Annotated in this window: 16 protein-coding genes; 7 read left to right on the top strand and 9 right to left on the bottom strand. The window is 72.8% G+C overall.

The window, feature by feature from the left end:
• Positions 1-4 precede the first annotated feature (4 nt).
• From ABTZ03_RS11395 to ABTZ03_RS11355, 9 genes are all read right to left on the bottom strand, one after another.
• Positions 5-1,093 carry a PDR/VanB family oxidoreductase gene (locus ABTZ03_RS11395; RefSeq protein ID WP_350512674.1) on the bottom strand — a complete coding sequence of 363 codons (1,089 nt, stop codon included), beginning with the start codon at positions 1,091-1,093 and terminating at the stop codon, positions 5-7.
• A 195-nt stretch (positions 1,094-1,288) separates the two neighbouring features.
• Positions 1,289-2,206 (bottom strand): metal-dependent hydrolase, encoded by a 918-nt coding sequence (locus ABTZ03_RS11390; protein WP_350512673.1) that lies wholly within the window; start codon positions 2,204-2,206, stop codon positions 1,289-1,291.
• A gap of 209 nt (positions 2,207-2,415) precedes the next feature.
• Positions 2,416-3,195, bottom strand: coding sequence for an IclR family transcriptional regulator (locus tag ABTZ03_RS11385; protein ID WP_350512672.1), 780 nt, complete (start codon positions 3,193-3,195; stop codon positions 2,416-2,418).
• A gap of 284 nt (positions 3,196-3,479) precedes the next feature.
• Positions 3,480-4,940, bottom strand: coding sequence for a catalase (locus tag ABTZ03_RS11380; protein WP_350512671.1), 1,461 nt, complete (start codon positions 4,938-4,940; stop codon positions 3,480-3,482).
• A 92-nt stretch (positions 4,941-5,032) separates the two neighbouring features.
• Positions 5,033-6,292 carry an allantoicase gene (gene alc, locus ABTZ03_RS11375; RefSeq protein ID WP_350512670.1) on the bottom strand — a complete coding sequence of 420 codons (1,260 nt, stop codon included), beginning with the start codon at positions 6,290-6,292 and terminating at the stop codon, positions 5,033-5,035.
• Positions 6,293-6,387: 95 nt separating this feature from the next.
• Complete coding sequence (gene allB / locus ABTZ03_RS11370; protein ID WP_350512669.1) at positions 6,388-7,767, bottom strand: allantoinase AllB; 1,380 nt, start codon at positions 7,765-7,767, stop codon at positions 6,388-6,390.
• A gap of 192 nt (positions 7,768-7,959) precedes the next feature.
• Positions 7,960-9,102, bottom strand: a complete 1,143-nt coding sequence (locus tag ABTZ03_RS11365; protein ID WP_350512668.1) for a glycerate kinase — start codon at positions 9,100-9,102, stop codon at positions 7,960-7,962.
• Positions 9,103-9,477: 375 nt separating this feature from the next.
• Complete coding sequence (locus tag ABTZ03_RS11360) at positions 9,478-10,371, bottom strand: 2-hydroxy-3-oxopropionate reductase (RefSeq protein ID WP_350512667.1); 894 nt, start codon at positions 10,369-10,371, stop codon at positions 9,478-9,480.
• Positions 10,372-10,514: 143 nt separating this feature from the next.
• Positions 10,515-11,357, bottom strand: a complete 843-nt coding sequence (locus ABTZ03_RS11355; protein ID WP_350512666.1) for a TIM barrel protein — start codon at positions 11,355-11,357, stop codon at positions 10,515-10,517.
• Between the two features lie 239 nt (positions 11,358-11,596).
• On the opposite strand from ABTZ03_RS11355, the gene ABTZ03_RS11350 reads away from it, so the two are divergent.
• The 7 genes from ABTZ03_RS11350 to ABTZ03_RS11320 all read left to right on the top strand — a co-directional run bounded on the left by ABTZ03_RS11350 (position 11,597) and on the right by ABTZ03_RS11320 (position 17,635).
• Positions 11,597-11,842 (top strand): thiamine-binding protein, encoded by a 246-nt coding sequence (locus ABTZ03_RS11350; protein WP_400919768.1) that lies wholly within the window; start codon positions 11,597-11,599, stop codon positions 11,840-11,842.
• The gene (locus tag ABTZ03_RS11345; RefSeq protein WP_350512664.1) at positions 11,839-12,219 is read left to right on the top strand and encodes a helix-turn-helix domain-containing protein; all 381 of its coding nucleotides are present in this window, start codon (positions 11,839-11,841) and stop codon (positions 12,217-12,219) included. Before ABTZ03_RS11350 ends, ABTZ03_RS11345 begins: the two co-directional genes overlap by 4 nt.
• A gap of 225 nt (positions 12,220-12,444) precedes the next feature.
• On the top strand, positions 12,445-12,948 hold the full coding sequence (gene uraD, locus ABTZ03_RS11340; RefSeq protein WP_350512663.1) for a 2-oxo-4-hydroxy-4-carboxy-5-ureidoimidazoline decarboxylase: 504 nt from the start codon (positions 12,445-12,447) through the stop codon (positions 12,946-12,948).
• 104 nt (positions 12,949-13,052) lie between these two features.
• Complete coding sequence (uraH, locus tag ABTZ03_RS11335) at positions 13,053-13,388, top strand: hydroxyisourate hydrolase (RefSeq protein WP_350505840.1); 336 nt, start codon at positions 13,053-13,055, stop codon at positions 13,386-13,388.
• A 30-nt stretch (positions 13,389-13,418) separates the two neighbouring features.
• Entirely contained in the window at positions 13,419-14,339 is a 921-nt protein-coding gene (gene pucL, locus ABTZ03_RS11330; RefSeq protein WP_350512662.1) for a factor-independent urate hydroxylase, read from the top strand.
• 314 nt (positions 14,340-14,653) lie between these two features.
• On the top strand, positions 14,654-16,180 hold the full coding sequence (locus ABTZ03_RS11325; RefSeq protein ID WP_350512661.1) for a nucleobase:cation symporter-2 family protein: 1,527 nt from the start codon (positions 14,654-14,656) through the stop codon (positions 16,178-16,180).
• 69 nt (positions 16,181-16,249) lie between these two features.
• Positions 16,250-17,635, top strand: a complete 1,386-nt coding sequence (locus tag ABTZ03_RS11320) for an 8-oxoguanine deaminase (protein ID WP_350512660.1) — start codon at positions 16,250-16,252, stop codon at positions 17,633-17,635.
• Positions 17,636-17,725 lie beyond the last annotated feature (90 nt).

The following is a 17,725-nucleotide window of genomic DNA, read 5'->3' as shown; positions in this document are numbered from 1 at the left end:
CCGGCTAGAGGTCCAGTACGAGGGTCTCGCCCTCGGCGGCCCGGGAGACGCAGGGCAGCAGGGCGCCGGCGGCGCGCTGCTCGGGGGTGAGGCGGCGGTCCCGGTGCTCGGGCGCACCGGCCAGTAGCCGGACCTCGCAGGTGCCGCAGAAGCCCTGGTGGCAGGAGTACGGCAGGTCCGGGCGGGCCTCGCGCAGCACGTCCAGGGCGGAGCGGTCGGCGGGGACCTCCAGGGTCGGGCCGTCGGCGCCGAGGCGGACGGCGAAGGGCTCGCCGTCGGTGACGGGCGCCGCGCCGAAGCGCTCGAAGTGCAGGGCGGTGGCGGCGGATCCGTCCAGCGCCCCCTGGACGGCGGCGAGCATCGGGGCCGGGCCGCAGCAGTAGACGGCGGCGCCGCGCGGGGCGTGGGCGAGCAGTTCGGCGCCGGTGGGGACGCCGCCGTGCTCGTCGTCGGTGCGCAGCACCACGCGGTGCGGGTCGAGGGCGCGCAGCTCCTCCGCGTACGGGAGGGTGTCGGCGCTGCGGCCGACGTGGACCAGGCGCCAGTCGAGGCCGTGGCGCTGCGCCTCGCGGGCCATCGGGAGGAGCGGGGTGATGCCGATGCCGCCGGCCAGCAGGAGGACGGCGGGCTCGGCGCAGAACGCGAAGCCGTTGCGCGGGCGGCGGGCGGTGAGGCGGGCGCCCGGGTGGAGGGCTTCGTGCACCTCGACCGATCCGCCGCCGCCCGCGGGCAGCCGTCGGACGGCGATCCGGTAGTGGCGGCGGTCGGCGGGGTCGCCGCTGAGCGAGTAGTGGCGCTCACGGCCGGAGGGCAGCACCAGGCGCAGGTGGGCGCCGGGCTGCCAGGGCGGCAGCTGGCCGCCGGAGGGGTCGGCGAGGCTCAACTCGACGACGTCGGTGGCCAGTTCGCGGCGGGCGGCGACGACCAGCTGCAGCGGCGGGGTGGGGCGGCTGAACGGGCGGCGGGGGTTGCGGCGCAGCAGCGGGCTGCCGAGGGCCGGGGAGTAGCGGTCGCTGAAGGCGGTGAGCCAGTGGATGAACGCGTCGGCGCGGGGACGGCCGTAGAGGTCGGGGGGCGGGGTGAGCAGATCCATCCGGCGGGGTCCTTGGCGTGGGAGAGGCGGGGCGGGGCGGGCGGCGGCGGGGACGCGGGGCGGGGACGGGACGGGGCGGGGGCGAACAGGTAACAGAGTTCAGATGACAGCGAACAGATGACGTTCTCTGTTCGCTGAACTCTGTGATCTGTTCGCTGTCATCTGTTCGCCGAACACCTGTCCGCTGAACGCCCGTCAGCCGTGCGCGGCGGCGGCCCGGGCGGCCGGGGAGGTGGCGAGGTAGCCCAGCGCCTGGCTGGAGGAGCCCTCCTGGGTCGGGTGGTAGCCCGGCCGCAGGTAGCGCAGCCCGGAGCGGACGGAGCGGATCGGGTCCGGCAGCAGTCCGCGCTTGGCGATCCGGCCCGCCTCCCGCCAGGTGGGCTTGAGCCGCCCCTCCAGCGTCGGGTCGGCGGCCAGCAGGAAGCGCGCGCCGCGCACCCACAGGTGCACCAGCAGCGGCCCGGACACCGCCATGCCGCGGACCCGGCGCAGGTAGCCCGGGTCCAGGTGGACCATCAGGTCGTAGGCGACGCTGCGGTGCTCGACCTCCTCGGCGCCGTGCCAGCGCAGCAGGTCGAGCATCGTCGGGTCGGCCTTCGCCCGGTCCAGGCCCGGGGAGTTGAGCGCCCAGTTGCCGAGGAAGGCGGTGAAGTGCTCGATCGCCGCGACGAAGGCGACCCGCTCGATGACGTTCTCCCGCCGCCGGGCCGGCGACAGCCCCGGCTTGTCGCCCAGGACGCGCTGGAAGAGCCAGGAGATCTGCCGGACGTACGGGCGCGGGTCGAGTCCCTGGCCGAGCAGGTGGTCGAGCACCTCCTGGTGGGCCTCGGCGTGGATGGCCTCCTGCCCGATGAAGCCGAGCACCTCCTCGCGCAGCTGCTCGTCCCGGATCAGCGGCAGCGCCTCCTTGAACACCTTGACGAACCAGCGCTCGCCCTCGGGCAGCAGCAGGTGCAGCACGTTGATCACGTGGGTGGCCATCGGCTCGTCCGGGATCCAGTGCAGCGGGAGCCGCGACCAGTCGAAGCGGACGTCCCGGGGCTCCAGGACGAGGCTCTCGTGCACGCGCGCGGCGGGGGCGGCGAGGGCGGGGACGGGGGTGGAGCTGGGCATGGCAGGCCCTCCTGACCTGGGGGCGGCGGCTCGACTCTGCGAAACGTACTCGCCGGTAGCGGCGGGGACAAGGGGTTCGACAACTCTTATCGACATCGAGTCTAATAAGTGATGTGCACCGCGGGACCACCCCGGAAACCCCCTGCGGACAGCACGCGGGCCCCGCCGGACGACGCGTCCGACGGGGCCCCACAGGTGGTGATCGGTGCTCAGACCGCCATCGCCAGCATCAGCGGCGCCGCCTGGGCCGCCAGCAGCTCGGCGGCGGCCTTCAGCTTGTGGATGTTGTCGACCGGCATCGAGGTGGCCAGACAGCCGACCGTGCTGCCCGCCGTGATCGGCACCGCCGCGCAGACCGTGCCGAGCGCGTACTCCTGGATGTCCAGCACCGGCACCGTGGCCGGCTGCCGCTCCAGCCGGTGCATCAGCTGGTCGGCGTCGATGACCGTGCGGGAGGTGAGCCGGGCGACCGGGTGCCGGGAGAGGTGGTCCCGGCGGGCGTCCGAGTCGAGCTGGCTGAGCAGGCACTTGCCGATCGCGCTGGCGTGCGCGGTGGCCCGGAAGTCCACCCACTCCTGGACGGCGGGCGCGTAGTCGGCCGCCGAGACGGCCTCGACCGACAACTCCCCGTCGTGGTACCGGCTGAAGTACACCGCGGCACCCAACTCGTCCCGGAGTTCGGCGAGTTTGCGGTTCAGCCGGGCTTTGACGAGCTGCTCCCGGTTGTGCTGGCCGAGCAGGGCGAAGGTGCCGCCGAGCACCCAACCGCCGTCCTGGCACTGGAGGTAGCCCTCGATCTCCAGGATCTCGGCGAGCCGACGGACGGTCGGCAGGCCCAGCGAGGTCTCCCGCGCGAGGCCGACCAGGGTGACGCCGTCGGGGTGGCGGTCGACGGCCTCCAGCAGTCTGAGGGCGTGCTGCAGGGAGGTGAACGGGCCCGTCGGGCCCTGGTCCAGCGCGGCGTGACGACCCGGGGCTGGTGTCGACATGTCGTCCCCTTCCGATGTCCCCCCACGGAGCGACCGCGGGCGGTGTCCAGCCTATCCACCCGGCGGCTCGGACGACTGCCGTCCGTGAATATCGGTGAACATTCCGTGGAGCATCGGCCGGTCGGCTGGCGGGAACGGCCCGAACCGTGCGGTGCCGCGACCGCGGGGACGCCGACGGGCCCCTCCCCCACTGCCCGGGGGGAGGGGCCCGTCGTGGAGCCGCCGGGGTGCGGGCCCCGGCGGTCCTGAGGGTGCGGAGGGTGCGGAGGGAGTCGGACCCGGGGTCAGCCCTCGTCGCCCGCACGGAGCTTGGCGACGGCGGCCTCCAACCGGGCGCCGTACTCCTCGTCGGCGGCGTGGAAGTGGGCGAGGTTCTTCTCGACCACGTCGTCCCGGGTGACCCGGGAGAGGAAGCCCGCGATGTTGCCGATCAGGCGGGTCCGCTCGCCCTCCGACATCAGCCGGTAGAGCTCGCCGGCCTGGAAGAAGTCGTCGTCCTTGGTGTGGGCCGGCGTGGTGTAGGTGCCGGTGTGGCCGTTCACCTTGACCGGTGCGGCGAGCGCGTCGTCGGTCTGGGCCGGGCCGTCGTACGAGTTGGGCTCGTAGTTCTTGCCGCGGCCGGCGCTGTTGACGGCCATCAGCCCGTCCCGGCCGTAGTTGTTGGCCTCGGTGGCGCGCGGGGCGTTCACCGACAGCAGGGTGTGGTTTACGCCGAGGCGGTAGCGCTGGGCGTCGGCGTAGGCGAACAGCCGCCCCTGCAGCATCTTGTCCGGGGACGGGCCGATGCCGGGCACGAAGTTGTTCGGCGAGAACGCGGACTGCTCGACCTCGGCGAAGACGTTCTCCGGGTTCTTGTTGAGCACCAGGCGGCCGACCTTGACCAGCGGGTAGTCGGCGTGCGGCCAGACCTTGGTGAGGTCGAAGGGGTTGAAGCGGTAGTCCGCGGCCTCGGCGACCGGCATCAGCTGGACGTAGAGGGTCCAGGACGGGAACACCCCGCGCTCGATGGCCTGGTGCAGGTCGCGCTGGTGCGAGTCGGCGTCGGCGCCGACCACCTCGGCGGCCTGGTCGCCGTCCAGGCTGCGGATGCCCTGGTTGGTCTTGAAGTGGTACTTCACCCAGTAGGCCTCGCCCTCGGCGTTGACCCACTGGTAGGTGTGCGAGCCGTAGCCGTTCATGTGGCGGTACGAGGCGGGGATGCCGCGGTCGCCGAACAGCCAGGTGATCTGGTGGGTCGAGGCGGGCGAGTGGGCCCAGAAGTCCCAGACGTTGTCCGCCTCCTGCACGCCGGTGTACGGGTCGCGCTTCTGCGAGTGGATGAAGTCGGGGAACTTGACCGGGTCCTTGATGAAGAACACCGGGGTGTTGTTGCCGACGAGGTCGTAGTTGCCGTCCTCGGTGTAGAACTTCAGCGCGAAGCCGCGCGGGTCGCGCACCGCGTCGCTGGCGCCGAGGTTGCCCGCGACGGTGGAGAAGCGCAGGAAGACCTCGGTGCGCTTGCCGACCTCGGACAGGAACCCCGCCCGGGTGTACTTCGACACCTCGTCGGTGACCTCGAAGTAGCCGTACGCGCCGGAGCCGCGGGCGTGCACGACGCGCTCCGGGATGCGCTCGCGGTTGAACCGGGCCAGCTTCTCCAGCAGTTGCTGGTCCTGGATCAGCAGCGGGCCGTACTCGCCGGCCGAGGCCGAGTTCTGGTTGTCGGCGACCGGGGCGCCGGACTCCGTGGTCAGGATCTTGGACATGGAGGGTCCTTCAGGTGTCGATAAGGCAGTGCGTGAAGGCGGTGCGTGAAGGCGGTGCTTGGGGAGGAACGGGGGCGGACGCGCGCGGGGCGTCAGACGCCCAGCAGGCGCCACAGCGCCGAGCGGCGGCGGGCGGAGTGCTCGCCGTCCGGGCCGTCGGCCGGCTGGAGGTCCGCGACGGCGGCGGTGGCCGCGGCCGGGTTCGCCAGCGGGCGGGCGGCGGCCAGCACCGCGGCCTCCTCGGCGGTCAGGCCGGCCTCGGCGAGCGCGGCGGCGGCCTCGGCGGCCGGCAGGGCGTCGAACCAGCGCAACGCGAGGGCCGCGCGGCCGGCCTCGGTGAGGCGGCCGGTGAGCCGGAGCCGGGCGAGCCCGCCGTCCGGGTGGACGTTGATCCGCACGTGGGTCACCGGGCGGCCGACGTCGAGCCGGAAGCGGTGCCGGGTGTCGGGCTGCAGCCGGGTGCGGGGCAGGATCTCGAACCATTCGCCGTCGGCCGGGTCGTCTCCGGTCGAGGCGTCGAAGCCGATCAGGTCGGCCCAGCCGGGGGCATTGGCGACGAAGTGGGTGGTGTCCACCTCGGCGGCCAGGACCTCACCGCCCCCGGCCAGGGCGATCTGCACCCAGTCGTTGGCCTTGTCGCGCCGACGCCGGGTCTCCCAGCCCTCGCCCATGACGGAGGCGCGACCGGGAGCGTTCAGGTTGTGCGGGGAGGAGAAGTAGCGGTCGGACGCCGCCTCGGCCACGCCGCCGTACTCCTGGGCGGCCAGGTCGAAGGTGAGGCCGTCCAGTTCGCGCGGGTCGGGCAGCACCTCGCCGTGCACCCGGAGCCGGGCGACGCCGCCGTCCGGGAAGATGCTGAGCCGCACGTGGGTGTAGCGGGTGTCGTCCTGGACGGCGAACTCGTGGGCGGTGTCGCCGCGCAGCGGGGTGCGCGGCACGACGACGGTCCACTCGGCGGCCTGCAGCTCCTCGGGCGACGGGTGCCCGGGCACGGAGGCGGCCTCGACCGCGGCGCTCTCCGGGTAGTTGCCGGTGAAGTGGGCGGTGTCGACGATCACGCCGCGGATCACGCCGCCGACGCCGAGCCGGACGATCGTCCAGTCGTGGTCCTGGTCGGTGGGGTGCGGCTGGTCGGCGGAGACGCCGCGTCGGCGCTTGGACTCCCAGCCGTCCATGATCTGGCCCTTGTGGCCGAAGGTGTGCGGGCGGAACTCGGCGGGCTTGGCCACCAGCAGGTTCTCGGCGTCCGCGAAGGTGTCCTCATTGGTCGCGACGACGCCCGCGCCGAGCAGCCGGGAGGCCAGGTTGACCAGCTCGGTGAAAGGAGCGCTGGGGGTGTCGGCAGTGGTCACTGACTCTCCTCGGAAGAAGGTTGCGGTACGGGGATCTCAGGAGCTCGGGGAGCCCGGTCGGCTCGGGAGCTCGGCTGGTTCTGGCAGGTGGTGATTCACGAACCTTCGGCAGGGCTGGAGTTGACCGGTCGGACCAGTTGACGGCCGAAGGGCTCGGCACCGGTGTCCACCACCCGGCCGCGCAGCCAGGTGGTGCGCACGGCGCCGCTCAACGTCCGTCCGGCGTACGGGGTCACCGGGTTGCGGTGGTGCAACTCACCCGCGTGGACGGCGAATTCGCCGTCGGGGTCGAAGGCGACCAGGTCGGCGTCGCAGCCCGCCGCAATGGCGCCCTTGGTGCCGGTGAGGCCGACCAGTTCGGCCGGTCCGGCGGACATCCAGCGCACCACGTCGGCCAGGGCGTGGCCGCGTCGGCGGGCCTCGGTCCAGACCGCGGGCAGGCCCAGCTGCAGCGAGGCGATGCCGCCCCAGGCCGCCGCGAAGTCGCCGCTGCCGCCGAACTCGGGCAGCAGCTTGAGGTCGGGGGTGGACGGCGAGTGGTCGGACACGACGGCGGTGAACTCGCCGTTCGCCAGGGCCTCCCAGAGCGCGTCCCGGTTGGCCTCGTCGCGGATCGGCGGGCAGCACTTGAAGGCGGTGTCGCCGTCCGGCACCTGCTCGGCGGCGAGGGTCAGGTAGTGCGGGCAGGTCTCGGCGGTCACCTGTACGCCGTCCGCGCGGGCCCGGCGCAGCAGCGGCAGCACAGCGGCGGAGGAGACGTGCAGGATGTGCACCCGGGCGCCGGTGCGCCGGGCGGTGTCCAGCAGCCGGGCGACCGCCGCGGTCTCCGCGCCGGCCGGCCGGGAGGCGAGGAAGTCCCGGTAGTGGACGCCGGGTTGCTGCGGTGCGGCGGCCAGTACGGCCGGGTCCTCGGCGTGGATGATCGCCAGCGCCCCGATCCGGGCCTGCTCGGCCAGGGCGGCCTCCAGGTCGGCGGCCTCGACGTGCGGGAACTCGTCGACGCCGGACGGGGCGAGGAAGCTCTTGAAGCCGAACACGCCCGCCCGGTGCAGGGGTTCGAGGTCGGGGACGTTGCCGGGGACGGCCCCGCCCCAGAAGCCGAGGTCGACCCAGGCCTGGCCTTCGGCGGTCTTCCGCTTGACCTCCAGCCCGGCGGGCGTGGTGGTCGGCGGGACGGAGTTGAGCGGCATGTCGATGATCGTGGTGACGCCGCCCGCCGCGGCCGCCCGGGTGGCGGTGGCGAAGCCCTCCCACTCGGTCCGGCCGGGCTCGTTGACGTGCACGTGGGTGTCGACCAGGCCGGGCAGCAGGGCGGTGTCGCCGAGGTCGACGAGCTCGCCGTGGCCGGCCGTGAGCGAGCCGTGGGCGGCGACCCGCTCGATCCTGCCGTCCCGGATGAGCACGTCCGCGGGGCGCTCGCCGTCGGGCAGCACGGCCCGGCGGGAGCGGATCACCGCTGGCTCGCTGAACGGCATGGGGACCTCCGAAACCTGGAACTGGGTGGGGACACGGCGGGGTACACGCGGGTACCCGGGGTACGCGGGGACACACCGGACCACGCGGCCCGGGGAGGCGCTCGCGGGTGGTCGGAGTGGGCGGGAACCGAAGGATTGCCGGGAGCCTAGGCCCGCCTTCAACAAAACGTCAATGGAGGAACGTACGAGGGCTCAGCCCGACAGCAGCCCTTCGGCCAGCCGCTCCCCCGCCACCTCGGCGAGCTCACCGGCCCTGGTCAGGCTGTCCCCCGGCTGCTCGGCCAGGTCGGTGAGGGCGATCGCCGCGACGAAGCCGGCCGCCCGCCACTCGGGCTCGGACAGCTCCAGCCGACCGGCCACGGCGGCCACCCGAACCCCCGCCCGGGCAGCCGCCGCGGCGACTCCGGCGGGGGCCTTGCCATGGAGCGTCTGAGCGTCCAGGCAGCCCTCACCGGTGACGACGAGGCGTGCCCCACGCACGGCCCCGTCGAAACCCAGCAGTTCGAGCAGCAGCTCGATACCGGGTCGCATGGTGGCGCCGAGCAGGGCGAGGGCGGCGAAGCCCACCCCGCCCGCGGCCCCGGCGCCGGGGGCCTCCCGCACGTCCCGCCCGGTCACCGCGGCGACCTGGTCGGCGAAGCGGGTCAAGCCCTGCTCCAGGACCACCAGGTCGTCCCCGTCGGCGCCCTTCTGCGGGCCGTACACGGCGGTCGCGCCGCGCGGGCCGAGCAGCGGGTTGTCCACGTCGCAGGCGACCACGACCTCCACGCCGGTCAGCAGCTCGGCCAGCGGGCCCGGATCGATCCGTTCCAGCCGACGCAACGCGGCGCCGCCGGGCGGGAGTTCGACGCCGTCGGCGTCCAGCAGCCGGACCCCGAGGGCCTGCACCATGCCGGCCCCGCCGTCCGTACTGGCGCTGCCGCCGAGGCCCAGCACGATCCGCTTGGCGCCCATCGAGACCGCCCGGCCGATCAGCTGGCCGACGCCGTAGGAGCCGGCCGCCAGCGGGGCGGTCCGGCCGCCGGGCAGCCGGGCGAGCCCGGAGGCCTGGGCCAGTTCGACCACGGCGGTGTCACCGCGGACGGCGAGCGCGGCGTCCACCGGCAGGCCGGTCGGGCCGGCCACCTTGGCCGGGACGCGGGCGAAGCCGGCCGCGAGCGCCGCGGCCAGGGTGCCCTCGCCGCCGTCGGCGACGGGCAGTTCGCGCACCTCGGTGCCGGGCGCGGCGCGCCGGATGCCGGCGGCGATCCGGGCCGCGGCCTCGGCGCCCTCCAGGGTGCCCTTGAACTTGTCCGGTGCTACGACCACGTGACCCTGGTGGGGGGTGGGGGGCATCGGTGGTCCTCACTTCCGTACGGGTCCGGCGGTGGTTCGACAAGCATCGGTCCGGTGGTCCCGGAAGGCGACCCCCGGGTGGGGGCGGCCCCGGGAGGGGGTGGTGCGACCCCCTCCCCGCCGTTCCCCTCGTCCCGCTTCCGACGTACGAGGGGCTCCCCTCGGCGGGGAGGGGGTCAGGCGACACGCAACTGGCACGACCGAAGTGCCCCCGGGGGAGGGTGTGCGCGTCACCCGCTTGGATCGACCGGCGGGCGGGCGGATGAGCCCCGGCCCGACCGCCGGTCGGGTCTGGCCTCCTGGCGGCGCGGGCACGACCGGATCAGGTACACGCCACCAGGAGGAGCTTGCGGGAGGTGTCGGGCCACCTCGGCGTCAGGCCACCTCGCGGCCCGAGAGCCGCTCGACGCCACGCAGCAGCGCCGAGTGGTCGAGCGAGCCGTCACCGTTGGCCCGGGCGGAGGCGACCAGCTGGGCCACCACGGCGCCGACCGGCAGCGCGGCGCCCACGGCACGGGCGGCGTCGGTGACGATGCCCATGTCCTTGTGGTGCAGGTCGATCCGGAAGCCCGGGGCGAACTCGCGGTTGAGCATGTTCGCCTTCTTGCGGTTGAGCACGGTGGACCCGGCCAGGCCGCCGCCGAGCACGTCCAGCGCGGCGGCGAGGTCGACCCCGGCGTTCTCCAGGAACACCACGGCCTCGGCGAGCACCTGGATGTTGACCGCGACGATCAGCTGGTTGGCGGCCTTGACGGTCTGGCCGGCGCCGTCCGGGCCGACGTGGACCACCGTGGTGCCCAGCGCGGCGAACAGCGGCTCGGCCTCGGCGAAGTCCGCCGCCTCGCCGCCGACCATGATCGACAGCACCGCCTCGACCGCACCGGCCTCGCCGCCGGAGACCGGGGCGTCCAGGGTGCGCACGCCCTTCTCCCGGGCGGCCTTGCCGACCTTGATGGAGGTCTGCGGGGTGATCGAGGACATGTCGATCACCAGGGTGCCGGCCTGGACGTTCTCCAGGACGCCGCCCTCGCCGAGGATGACCGCCTCGACGTGCGGGTCGGCCGGGACCATGGTGATGACGACCTCGGCGTCCTTCACCGCGTCCGCGATGCTGCCGGCGCCGTGGCCGCCGGCCGCGACGACGGTGTCGATCGAGGCCTGGGAGAGGTCGAAGCCGGTCACGTGGTGGCCGGCCTTGACCAGGTTGACGGCCATGGGCTTGCCCATGATGCCGAGGCCGACGAAGGCAATCTTGCGGGAGGCGCTCATCGCGTCGGGTTCCTTACGTGTGCGGGTGGGGAGGGGTGCGGGGCGGACCGCCCGGCGGCCGCCGGGCCGCTGTCGGCGGGCGGCTGCCGGGCTGTCGGCGGGCCGCTGCCGCGCGAGGCGCTCGCGAGCCGGCGGGCCGCGAGCTAGCGCGCCGCGCGCAGCTCGCGCGGCAGCCAGTCGAAGCTGTCGGCGCTGACGCCGGTGGAGGGCCGGTACTCCAGGCCGATCGAGCCCGTGTAGCCGACGGCGCTGAGCCGGGCGAACAGGTCCTCGAAGTCCAGCTCGCCGGTGCCGGGCTCGTTGCGGCCCGGGTTGTCGGCGATCTGCACGTGGCCGATCCGATCGGCGTGGGTGTCGATGACCGCCGCCAGGTCCTCGCCGTTCTTGGCCAGGTGGTAGAGGTCGCAGAGGAACCTGGCGTTCCCGAGGCCGGTGGCGGCGTTGACCTTGTCGACCACCTCGACCGCGGCGGCCGCGGAGACCAGCGGGTAGTCCGGGGACTCGGCCGCGTTCAGCGCCTCGATCAGCAGGACGGCGCCGATCTCGTGCGCGGCGCGGGCCGCGAGCACCAGGTTCTCCAGCGCCAGGGCGTCCTGCTCGCCCGGCTCGACGCCCTCGACCCGGTTGCCGTAGAGCGCGTTGAGCGCGGTGGCGCCGAGCGAGGCGGCGAGTTCCGCGGCGACCGGCAGGTTGGCGCGGAAGCGCTCCCGCTCGGACGGGACCGAGACGGTGCCGCGGGCGCCCTGGCTGAGGTCGTCCAGGAAGTTGAGGCCGGTGAGCCGTACGCCCGCGTCGGTGAACGCCTTGCGCAGCGCGTCCAGTTCGGCCCGGCTGGGGTTGTGCTCGACGCCGAAGGGCCACCAGAGTTCGGCGGCCGTGAAGCCGGCCGCGGCCGCGGCCGCGGGGCGCTCCAGCAGCGGGAGTTCGCCGAACAGGATCGACAGGTTGACCGTGAAGCCGTGCTTGGCAGCCGCCGTCACGTCCATCACCTCTCACTCTCTCTTCCGTCATCCGCAACTTCCACGATCCGGAAGAGGGATTCTGTGTGGTGGAAGCATCTCCGGCTCGCCGAGCGGGTGTCAAGGCTGCCGCAACATTTTGTTGAAGTGGCCCGGGGCGGCACGCCGACCGACCCGCCGACTGTTCGATCACCCAGGCCCGGCCGGACGGGACCCAGGACCTGCCCCCGCCGAGCCGCGCTCGATACAGTGAGCAGGTGCGATTGATGGTGGAGTTCACGACAGAACCGTTCGAACTGGACACGTTCCCGGAGCACGCCGCCGCGGCCCGCAAGGTCGTCGACGAGGCCGGCCTGGACGTGTCGGTCGGCCCCTTCGGGACCGGCGCCGAGGGCGAGGCCGAGCAGGTGCTCGCCGCGGTGACCCGACTGCTCCGGGAGACCCTGGACGCCGGGGCGACCCGGATCTCCGTCCAGGTCAGCCTGCTGGGCGAGGAGGGCGGTAAGCCGTGACCGAGTTCGTGGAACACCCGCTCGCCGCAGCGGTCAAGCCGCTGCTGGACGCGGTCGGCGCGACGCCCGTCCCGCTGGACGAGGCGAAGGCCGAGGACGTCGTCCTGGAGTGGGAGGGCACCCCGGCCCTGGCCGTCCGACTGCCGCACCTGAGCAGTGCGCTGGACCGGCTGCTGACCGAGATGACCCGCCAGTTCGACGGCCGCCCGCTGGCCGAACTGGACCGCTGGGAGAAGCAGCGGGTGGTGGCCCTGCTGGAGGAGCGCGGCGCCTTCACCGTCCGCCACGGGGTGGAGACGGTCGCCTCCGCCCTGGGCGTCAGCCGGTTCACCGTGTACAACTACCTGAACCGCCAGGACGGCTCGAAGCCCTCCTGAGCGGCCGCGAGCGTCCGGCGGGAACCCCGCCGCAGGAGTGACCCCGCCGGTGCCGAGAAGTCCGGATCGGCCCACGGCGGGGCACACTTGGCGAATCGCACACGAAAGGGCCCCGCAGCGCGGTCCGGTTCAAAACGTAACCACCAACCGTTCAACAAACTGTTGACGGCCGGGTGGGGCCGATCTAGCTTTTCCGGGTGGCACCACTCTTCAGGAGGTCCACCCGTGACCAACCACCCCCACGCCCTTGACTCCCTGGCCGCGGCCGATGCCGCGGAACTGGCGGAGATCCTGCTGGAGATATGCTCCAGCCCCCGCTGGGCCACCGCGATCGCGGCGGCCGAGCCCTGGTCCAGCCGCGAAGCCCTGCTCACCGCCAACGCGGCGGCGACGGCCGGACTGACCGACGCGGACCTGCGCGACGCGATGGCCGGACACGCCCGGATCGGACAGCCCAAGGCGGGCGACGCCACCTCCGAACGGGAGCAGGCCGGCGTCCAGGGCGTGGACCGGGCGATCCTCGACGAACTGCGCGAGGCCAACGCTGCCTACGAAGCCAAGTTCGGCCATGTGTTCCTGATCTGCGCGACCGGCCGCACCGCGGTCACCATGCTCGCGGCCCTGCGCGAGCGCCAGCCCAACGACCCCGCCACCGAGGCGGGAATCGTCCGGAGCGAGCTGCGCAAGATCAACGACATCCGGCTCAACCGCCTCCTCGACGCAGCCTGACGCATCGTCAACAATGCTTCGTGGGCGGGCTTTCCGCCCCCGGACGGTCGCCCTTCACGATCTGACGCACCATCACCTCTGCCATCAGTAAGGTCACCTCACCCATGACTGGCATCTCCACCCACGTGCTCGACACCAGCCTCGGCCGCCCGGCCGAGGGCGTCCCGGTCGAGCTCGCACTGCACACCGAGGGTGGCTGGAAGGTGCTCGGCACCTCCGCCACGGACTCCGACGGCCGGGTCAAGGACCTGCCGGCCGTGGAGGCGGGCTCGGTCGTCCGGCTGCTCTTCGACACCGGCGCGTACTACGCGGCGAAGTCGGCGGAGCCGCCGTTCTTCCCCGAGGTCTCGATCGTCTTCACGGTCGCGCCCGAGCAGCACCACTACCACGTGCCGCTGCTGCTGAACCCGTTCGGATACTCGGTCTACCGCGGAAGCTAGTGGACCGACCTGGAAGCTTAGGAGCCTGTCATGGCCCACGTGCTCGGTCAGAACCAGTACGGCAAGGCGGAGAACCGCATCGTCCGGGTCTACCGCGACTCCACCCGGCACGAGATCAAGGACCTGAACGTCTCGGTCTCCCTCCAGGGCGAGTTCGAGGACGTCCACCTCACCGGGTCCAACGCCAACTGCCTTCCCACCGACACCACCAAGAACACCGTCTACGCCTTCGCCAAGGAGTACGGGATCGACTCGGCCGAGGCCTTCGGCATCCTGCTGGCCCGGCACTTCGTCGACGACACCGAGCGCGGCGTCGTGCACAGCGCCCGGATCCGGATCGAGGAGTACTCCTGGGACCGGATCAGGACGCCGGACAACTCGGCCCGCTTCATCGGCTCGGAGGAGGTCGGCCACTCCTTCGTCCGCAACGGGCAGGAGACCCGCACCACCGAGATCGTCTACGACGGCGAGTCCGTCCAGGTCATCTCCGGCCTCAAGGACCTCGTCGTCATGAACTCCACCAACTCGGAGTTCTGGGGCTACATCAAGGACAAGTACACCACCCTCCAGGAAGCGTACGACCGCATCCTCGCCACCCAGGTCACCGCCCGCTGGAAGTACGGCTACAGCGGCCGCGACGGCGAGGCCCAGCCCAACTGGAACCGCTCCTACACCCACGTGAAGCGGCACATGCTGGAGGCGTTCGCCGAGACCTACTCCTACTCGCTGCAGCAGACCCTGCACTCGATGGGCACCCGGGTCCTCAACAACCGCGCCGAGGTGGACGAGGTCCGCCTCGAACTGCCCAACAAGCACCACTTCCTGGTCGACCTGGAGCCCTTCGGCCTCAAGAACGAGAACGAGGTCTACTACGCCGCGGACCGCATGTACGGCCTGATCGAGGGCACCGTGCACCGCGAGGGCGTCGTCCCGGTCATCCCGGTCGTCTGACCTCCCTCCCCCACCCCTCCCGCATGCACTCCGCCCGGAATCGCCGCACCCTCCGGTCCGTACGGACCGGTCGAGTCCGGGCGGGCCGCAGCACCGGCACCACCCGCACCACCCGCGACTCGTCCAGAGATCGCGCCAGTTCACGTACCACCCGTTTCTCCACCCCCACCAACCGGAGTTCGTGTCTGCCTCGCGGCGGCCGGCCCGGGGCACTGGAGAAGCACCCCGAGGGATCCTTGCTCCGCCGTCCCGCCCTCGGGGGGTCTCCAGCGCCACGGGCGCGCCGGGAGCCACGGGCACAAGAGGGGCTCGACATGGCACCCAGCAACACCAGCAGTAACGACGGCGGTTCCACCCCGGCAAGAACCCGAGGCCCGAACGACACCTCGACCCGCCTCCCCGGCGGGCCGTCCGGGTCCGGGCCCCACCCCGTGGACGAGGTGCTGCCCCCGGTGAAGCTGTTCTCCACCGGGCTCCAGCACGTCGCCGCGATGTACGCGGGGGTCGTCGCACCCCCACTGATCGTCGGCGCCGGCGTCGGACTCTCCGCCGCCGACCTCGCCCTGCTCATCTCGGCCAGCCTGTTCACCGCCGGACTGGCCACCCTGCTCCAGACCCTCGGCATCTGGCGGATCGGCGCGCGACTGCCGTTCGTGAACGGCGTGTCGTTCGCGGGCGTCGCGCCCATGATCGCCATAGCCAAGGAGCACGGCCCGAAGACCGCCCTCCCGGTGATCTTCGGAGCGGTGATCGTCGCGGGGATCCTGTGCTTCCTCGCGGCACCGTACTTCTGCAAGCTCATCCGGTTCTTCCCCCCGGTCGTCCAGGGCACCGTGATCACCCTCATCGGGGTGTCCCTGCTCCCGGTGGCGGTGAACTGGGCGCGCGGCGGCTCGCCGGGCGCCCCCGGGTACGGCTCCGTGCGGGCCGTCGGCCTCGCCGCGATCACCCTCGTCGCGGTGGTGCTCTGCAACCGGCTGCTGCGCGGCTTCTGGCAGCAGCTGTCCCTGCTCATCGGCCTGGCGTTCGGCACCCTGATCGCCTTCCCGCTGGGGCTGGCCGACTTCGGCACGGTCCGGGACGCGAAGGTCTTCGCGCTCCCCTCCCCGTTCCACTTCGGCGCGCCGATGTTCGACGCGGCCGCGATCGTCTCGATGTGCATCGTCATGGTGGTCTCGATGACCGAGTCCACCGCCGACATGCTCGCGCTCGGGAAGATCGTCGGACGCGAGGCCGACGAACCCACGCTCGCGGCCGGCCTGCGGGCCGACGGACTGGCCACGGCGCTCAGCCCCGTCTTCAACGGCTTCGCCGCCAGCGCCTTCGCCCAGAACATCGGGCTGGTGGCGCTGACCAAGATCCGCAGCCGCTTCGTGGTCGCGGCCGGCGGAGGCATCCTGATCCTGTTGGGGCTCTTCCCCGTGCTCGGTTCGGTCGTCTCCCTGGTACCGCAGCCCGTCCTCGGCGGCGCCGGGATCGTGCTCTTCGGCACGGTCGCGGCGAGCGGCATCCGCACCCTCGCGGAGGCCGGCATGGAGTCCAGCGCCAACACCATCCTGGTGTCGGTCTCGCTCGGGGTCGGCATCGTGCCGATCGCCGTGCCGACCTTCTACGACGCCTTCCCGGAGGCGGTCCGGACCCTGATGCACTCGGGGATCTCGGCCGGCTGCGTGATGGCGGTCCTGCTCAACCTGCTCTTCCACCACGTCGGAGCCGCCCGCCGGGCCGGGGACCCTGCTTCCGGAGCCCCGGAACCAGGGTCCGGGTCCGGGCCCTCGGATCCCGGATCCAGATCCGGCCGGGCCTCCGGCGCGACGGTGCCGACGGCGACACCGTCCTGACCGGTCCGGGCAGGGGCGCGCACCACCCGGTGCACGCCCCTCCTGGCCCTCCCCCATAGGAGTGACACCATGGCAGTCCAGCCCCCGCCCGCCGACCAGCGGATCGTGATCGAGAACGTCGCGATCGCCACCGTCGACGCCACCGACACCGAGTACGCCCGCGGCCACGTGGTCGTCCTCGGCAACCGGATCGAATCGGTCGGCGACGGCCCCGCCCCGAAGTGGCTGGACAACGTGGTGCGCCGGATCAACGGCGAGGGCCACCTGCTCACCCCGGGCCTGGTCAACACCCACCACCACTTCTACCAGTGGATCACCCGCGGCCTCGCCCAGGACGACATCCTCTTCGACTGGCTGGTCGCCCTCTACCCGACCTGGGCCCGGATCGACGAGAAGCTCGTGCACGCCGCCAGCCAGGGCTCGGCCGCCGCCCTGCTCAAGTCCGGCTGCACCACCGCCTCCGACCACCACTACGTCTTCCCCAAGGACGGCGGGGACGTGCTCGGCGCCTCGATCGAGGCCGTCCAGGAACTCGGGCTGCGCTTCACCGCGCTGCGCGGCTCGATGGACCGCAGCAAGAAGGACGGCGGGCTGCCGCCGGACCACGCCGTCGAGGAGCTGGACGACATCCTGGCCGCCTCCGAGGCAGCCGTGGACCGCTACCACGACGCCTCGTTCGGCTCGATGCTGCACGTCGCGCTGGCACCCTGTTCGCCGTTCTCGGTCTCCACCGACCTGCTCCGGCAGTCCGCCGAACTCGCCCGCCGCAAGGGCGTCCGACTGCACACCCACGGTTCGGAGACGGCCGAGGAGGAGCAGTTCTGCAAGGAGCTGTTCGGCATGGGGCCGACCGACTACTTCGAGTCGGTGGGCTGGCTCGGCGAGGACGTCTGGATGGCGCACTGCGTCCACATGAACGACTCCGACATCGCCAAGTTCGCCGAGACCGGAACCGGCGTCGCGCACTGCCCGTCCTCCAACGCCCGGCTGGCCGCCGGAATCGCCCGGGTGCCCGACATGCTCAAGGCCGGCGTGCCGGTCGGGCTCGGGGTGGACGGCACCGCCTCCAACGAGTCCGGTGAGCTGGGCACCGAGCTGCGCAACGCGCTGCTGATCAACCGGCTGCACGGCTCCCCGACCGCGCTGACCGGGCGGCAGGCGCTGCGGCTCGGCACCATGGGCGGCGCCCGGGTGCTCGGGCGGCAGAACGAGATCGGCTCGATCGAGGCCGGGAAGCTGGCCGACCTGGCGCTGTGGAAGATCGACGGGGTCATGCACTCCTCGATCGCCGACCCGGTCGCCGCCCTCACCTTCGGCGCGCTGCCGCCACTGGCGACGCTGTTCGTCAACGGCAACGCGGTGGTCGAGAAGGGCGAGCTGACCACCGTCAACGAGGACCGGATCGCCCGCGCCTGCGCCCGCGCGGCCAAGGAGCTGGCCTCCCGGCCGGTCTGACGGTCCGGTGGGCGGGCCGGAGCTGCCCTCCGGCCCGCCCCCCCCCCGGATTACCGGAACCCCCCGGGGCGGGGCGAGATAGGTAGTGCG

It is taken from the genome of Kitasatospora sp. NPDC096077, from assembly GCF_040303245.1.
In the GTDB taxonomy this organism is placed as follows: domain Bacteria; phylum Actinomycetota; class Actinomycetes; order Streptomycetales; family Streptomycetaceae; genus Kitasatospora.
Note: the sequence above shows the minus strand (reverse complement) of the source record. Positions and strands in the feature narration are given on the sequence as shown.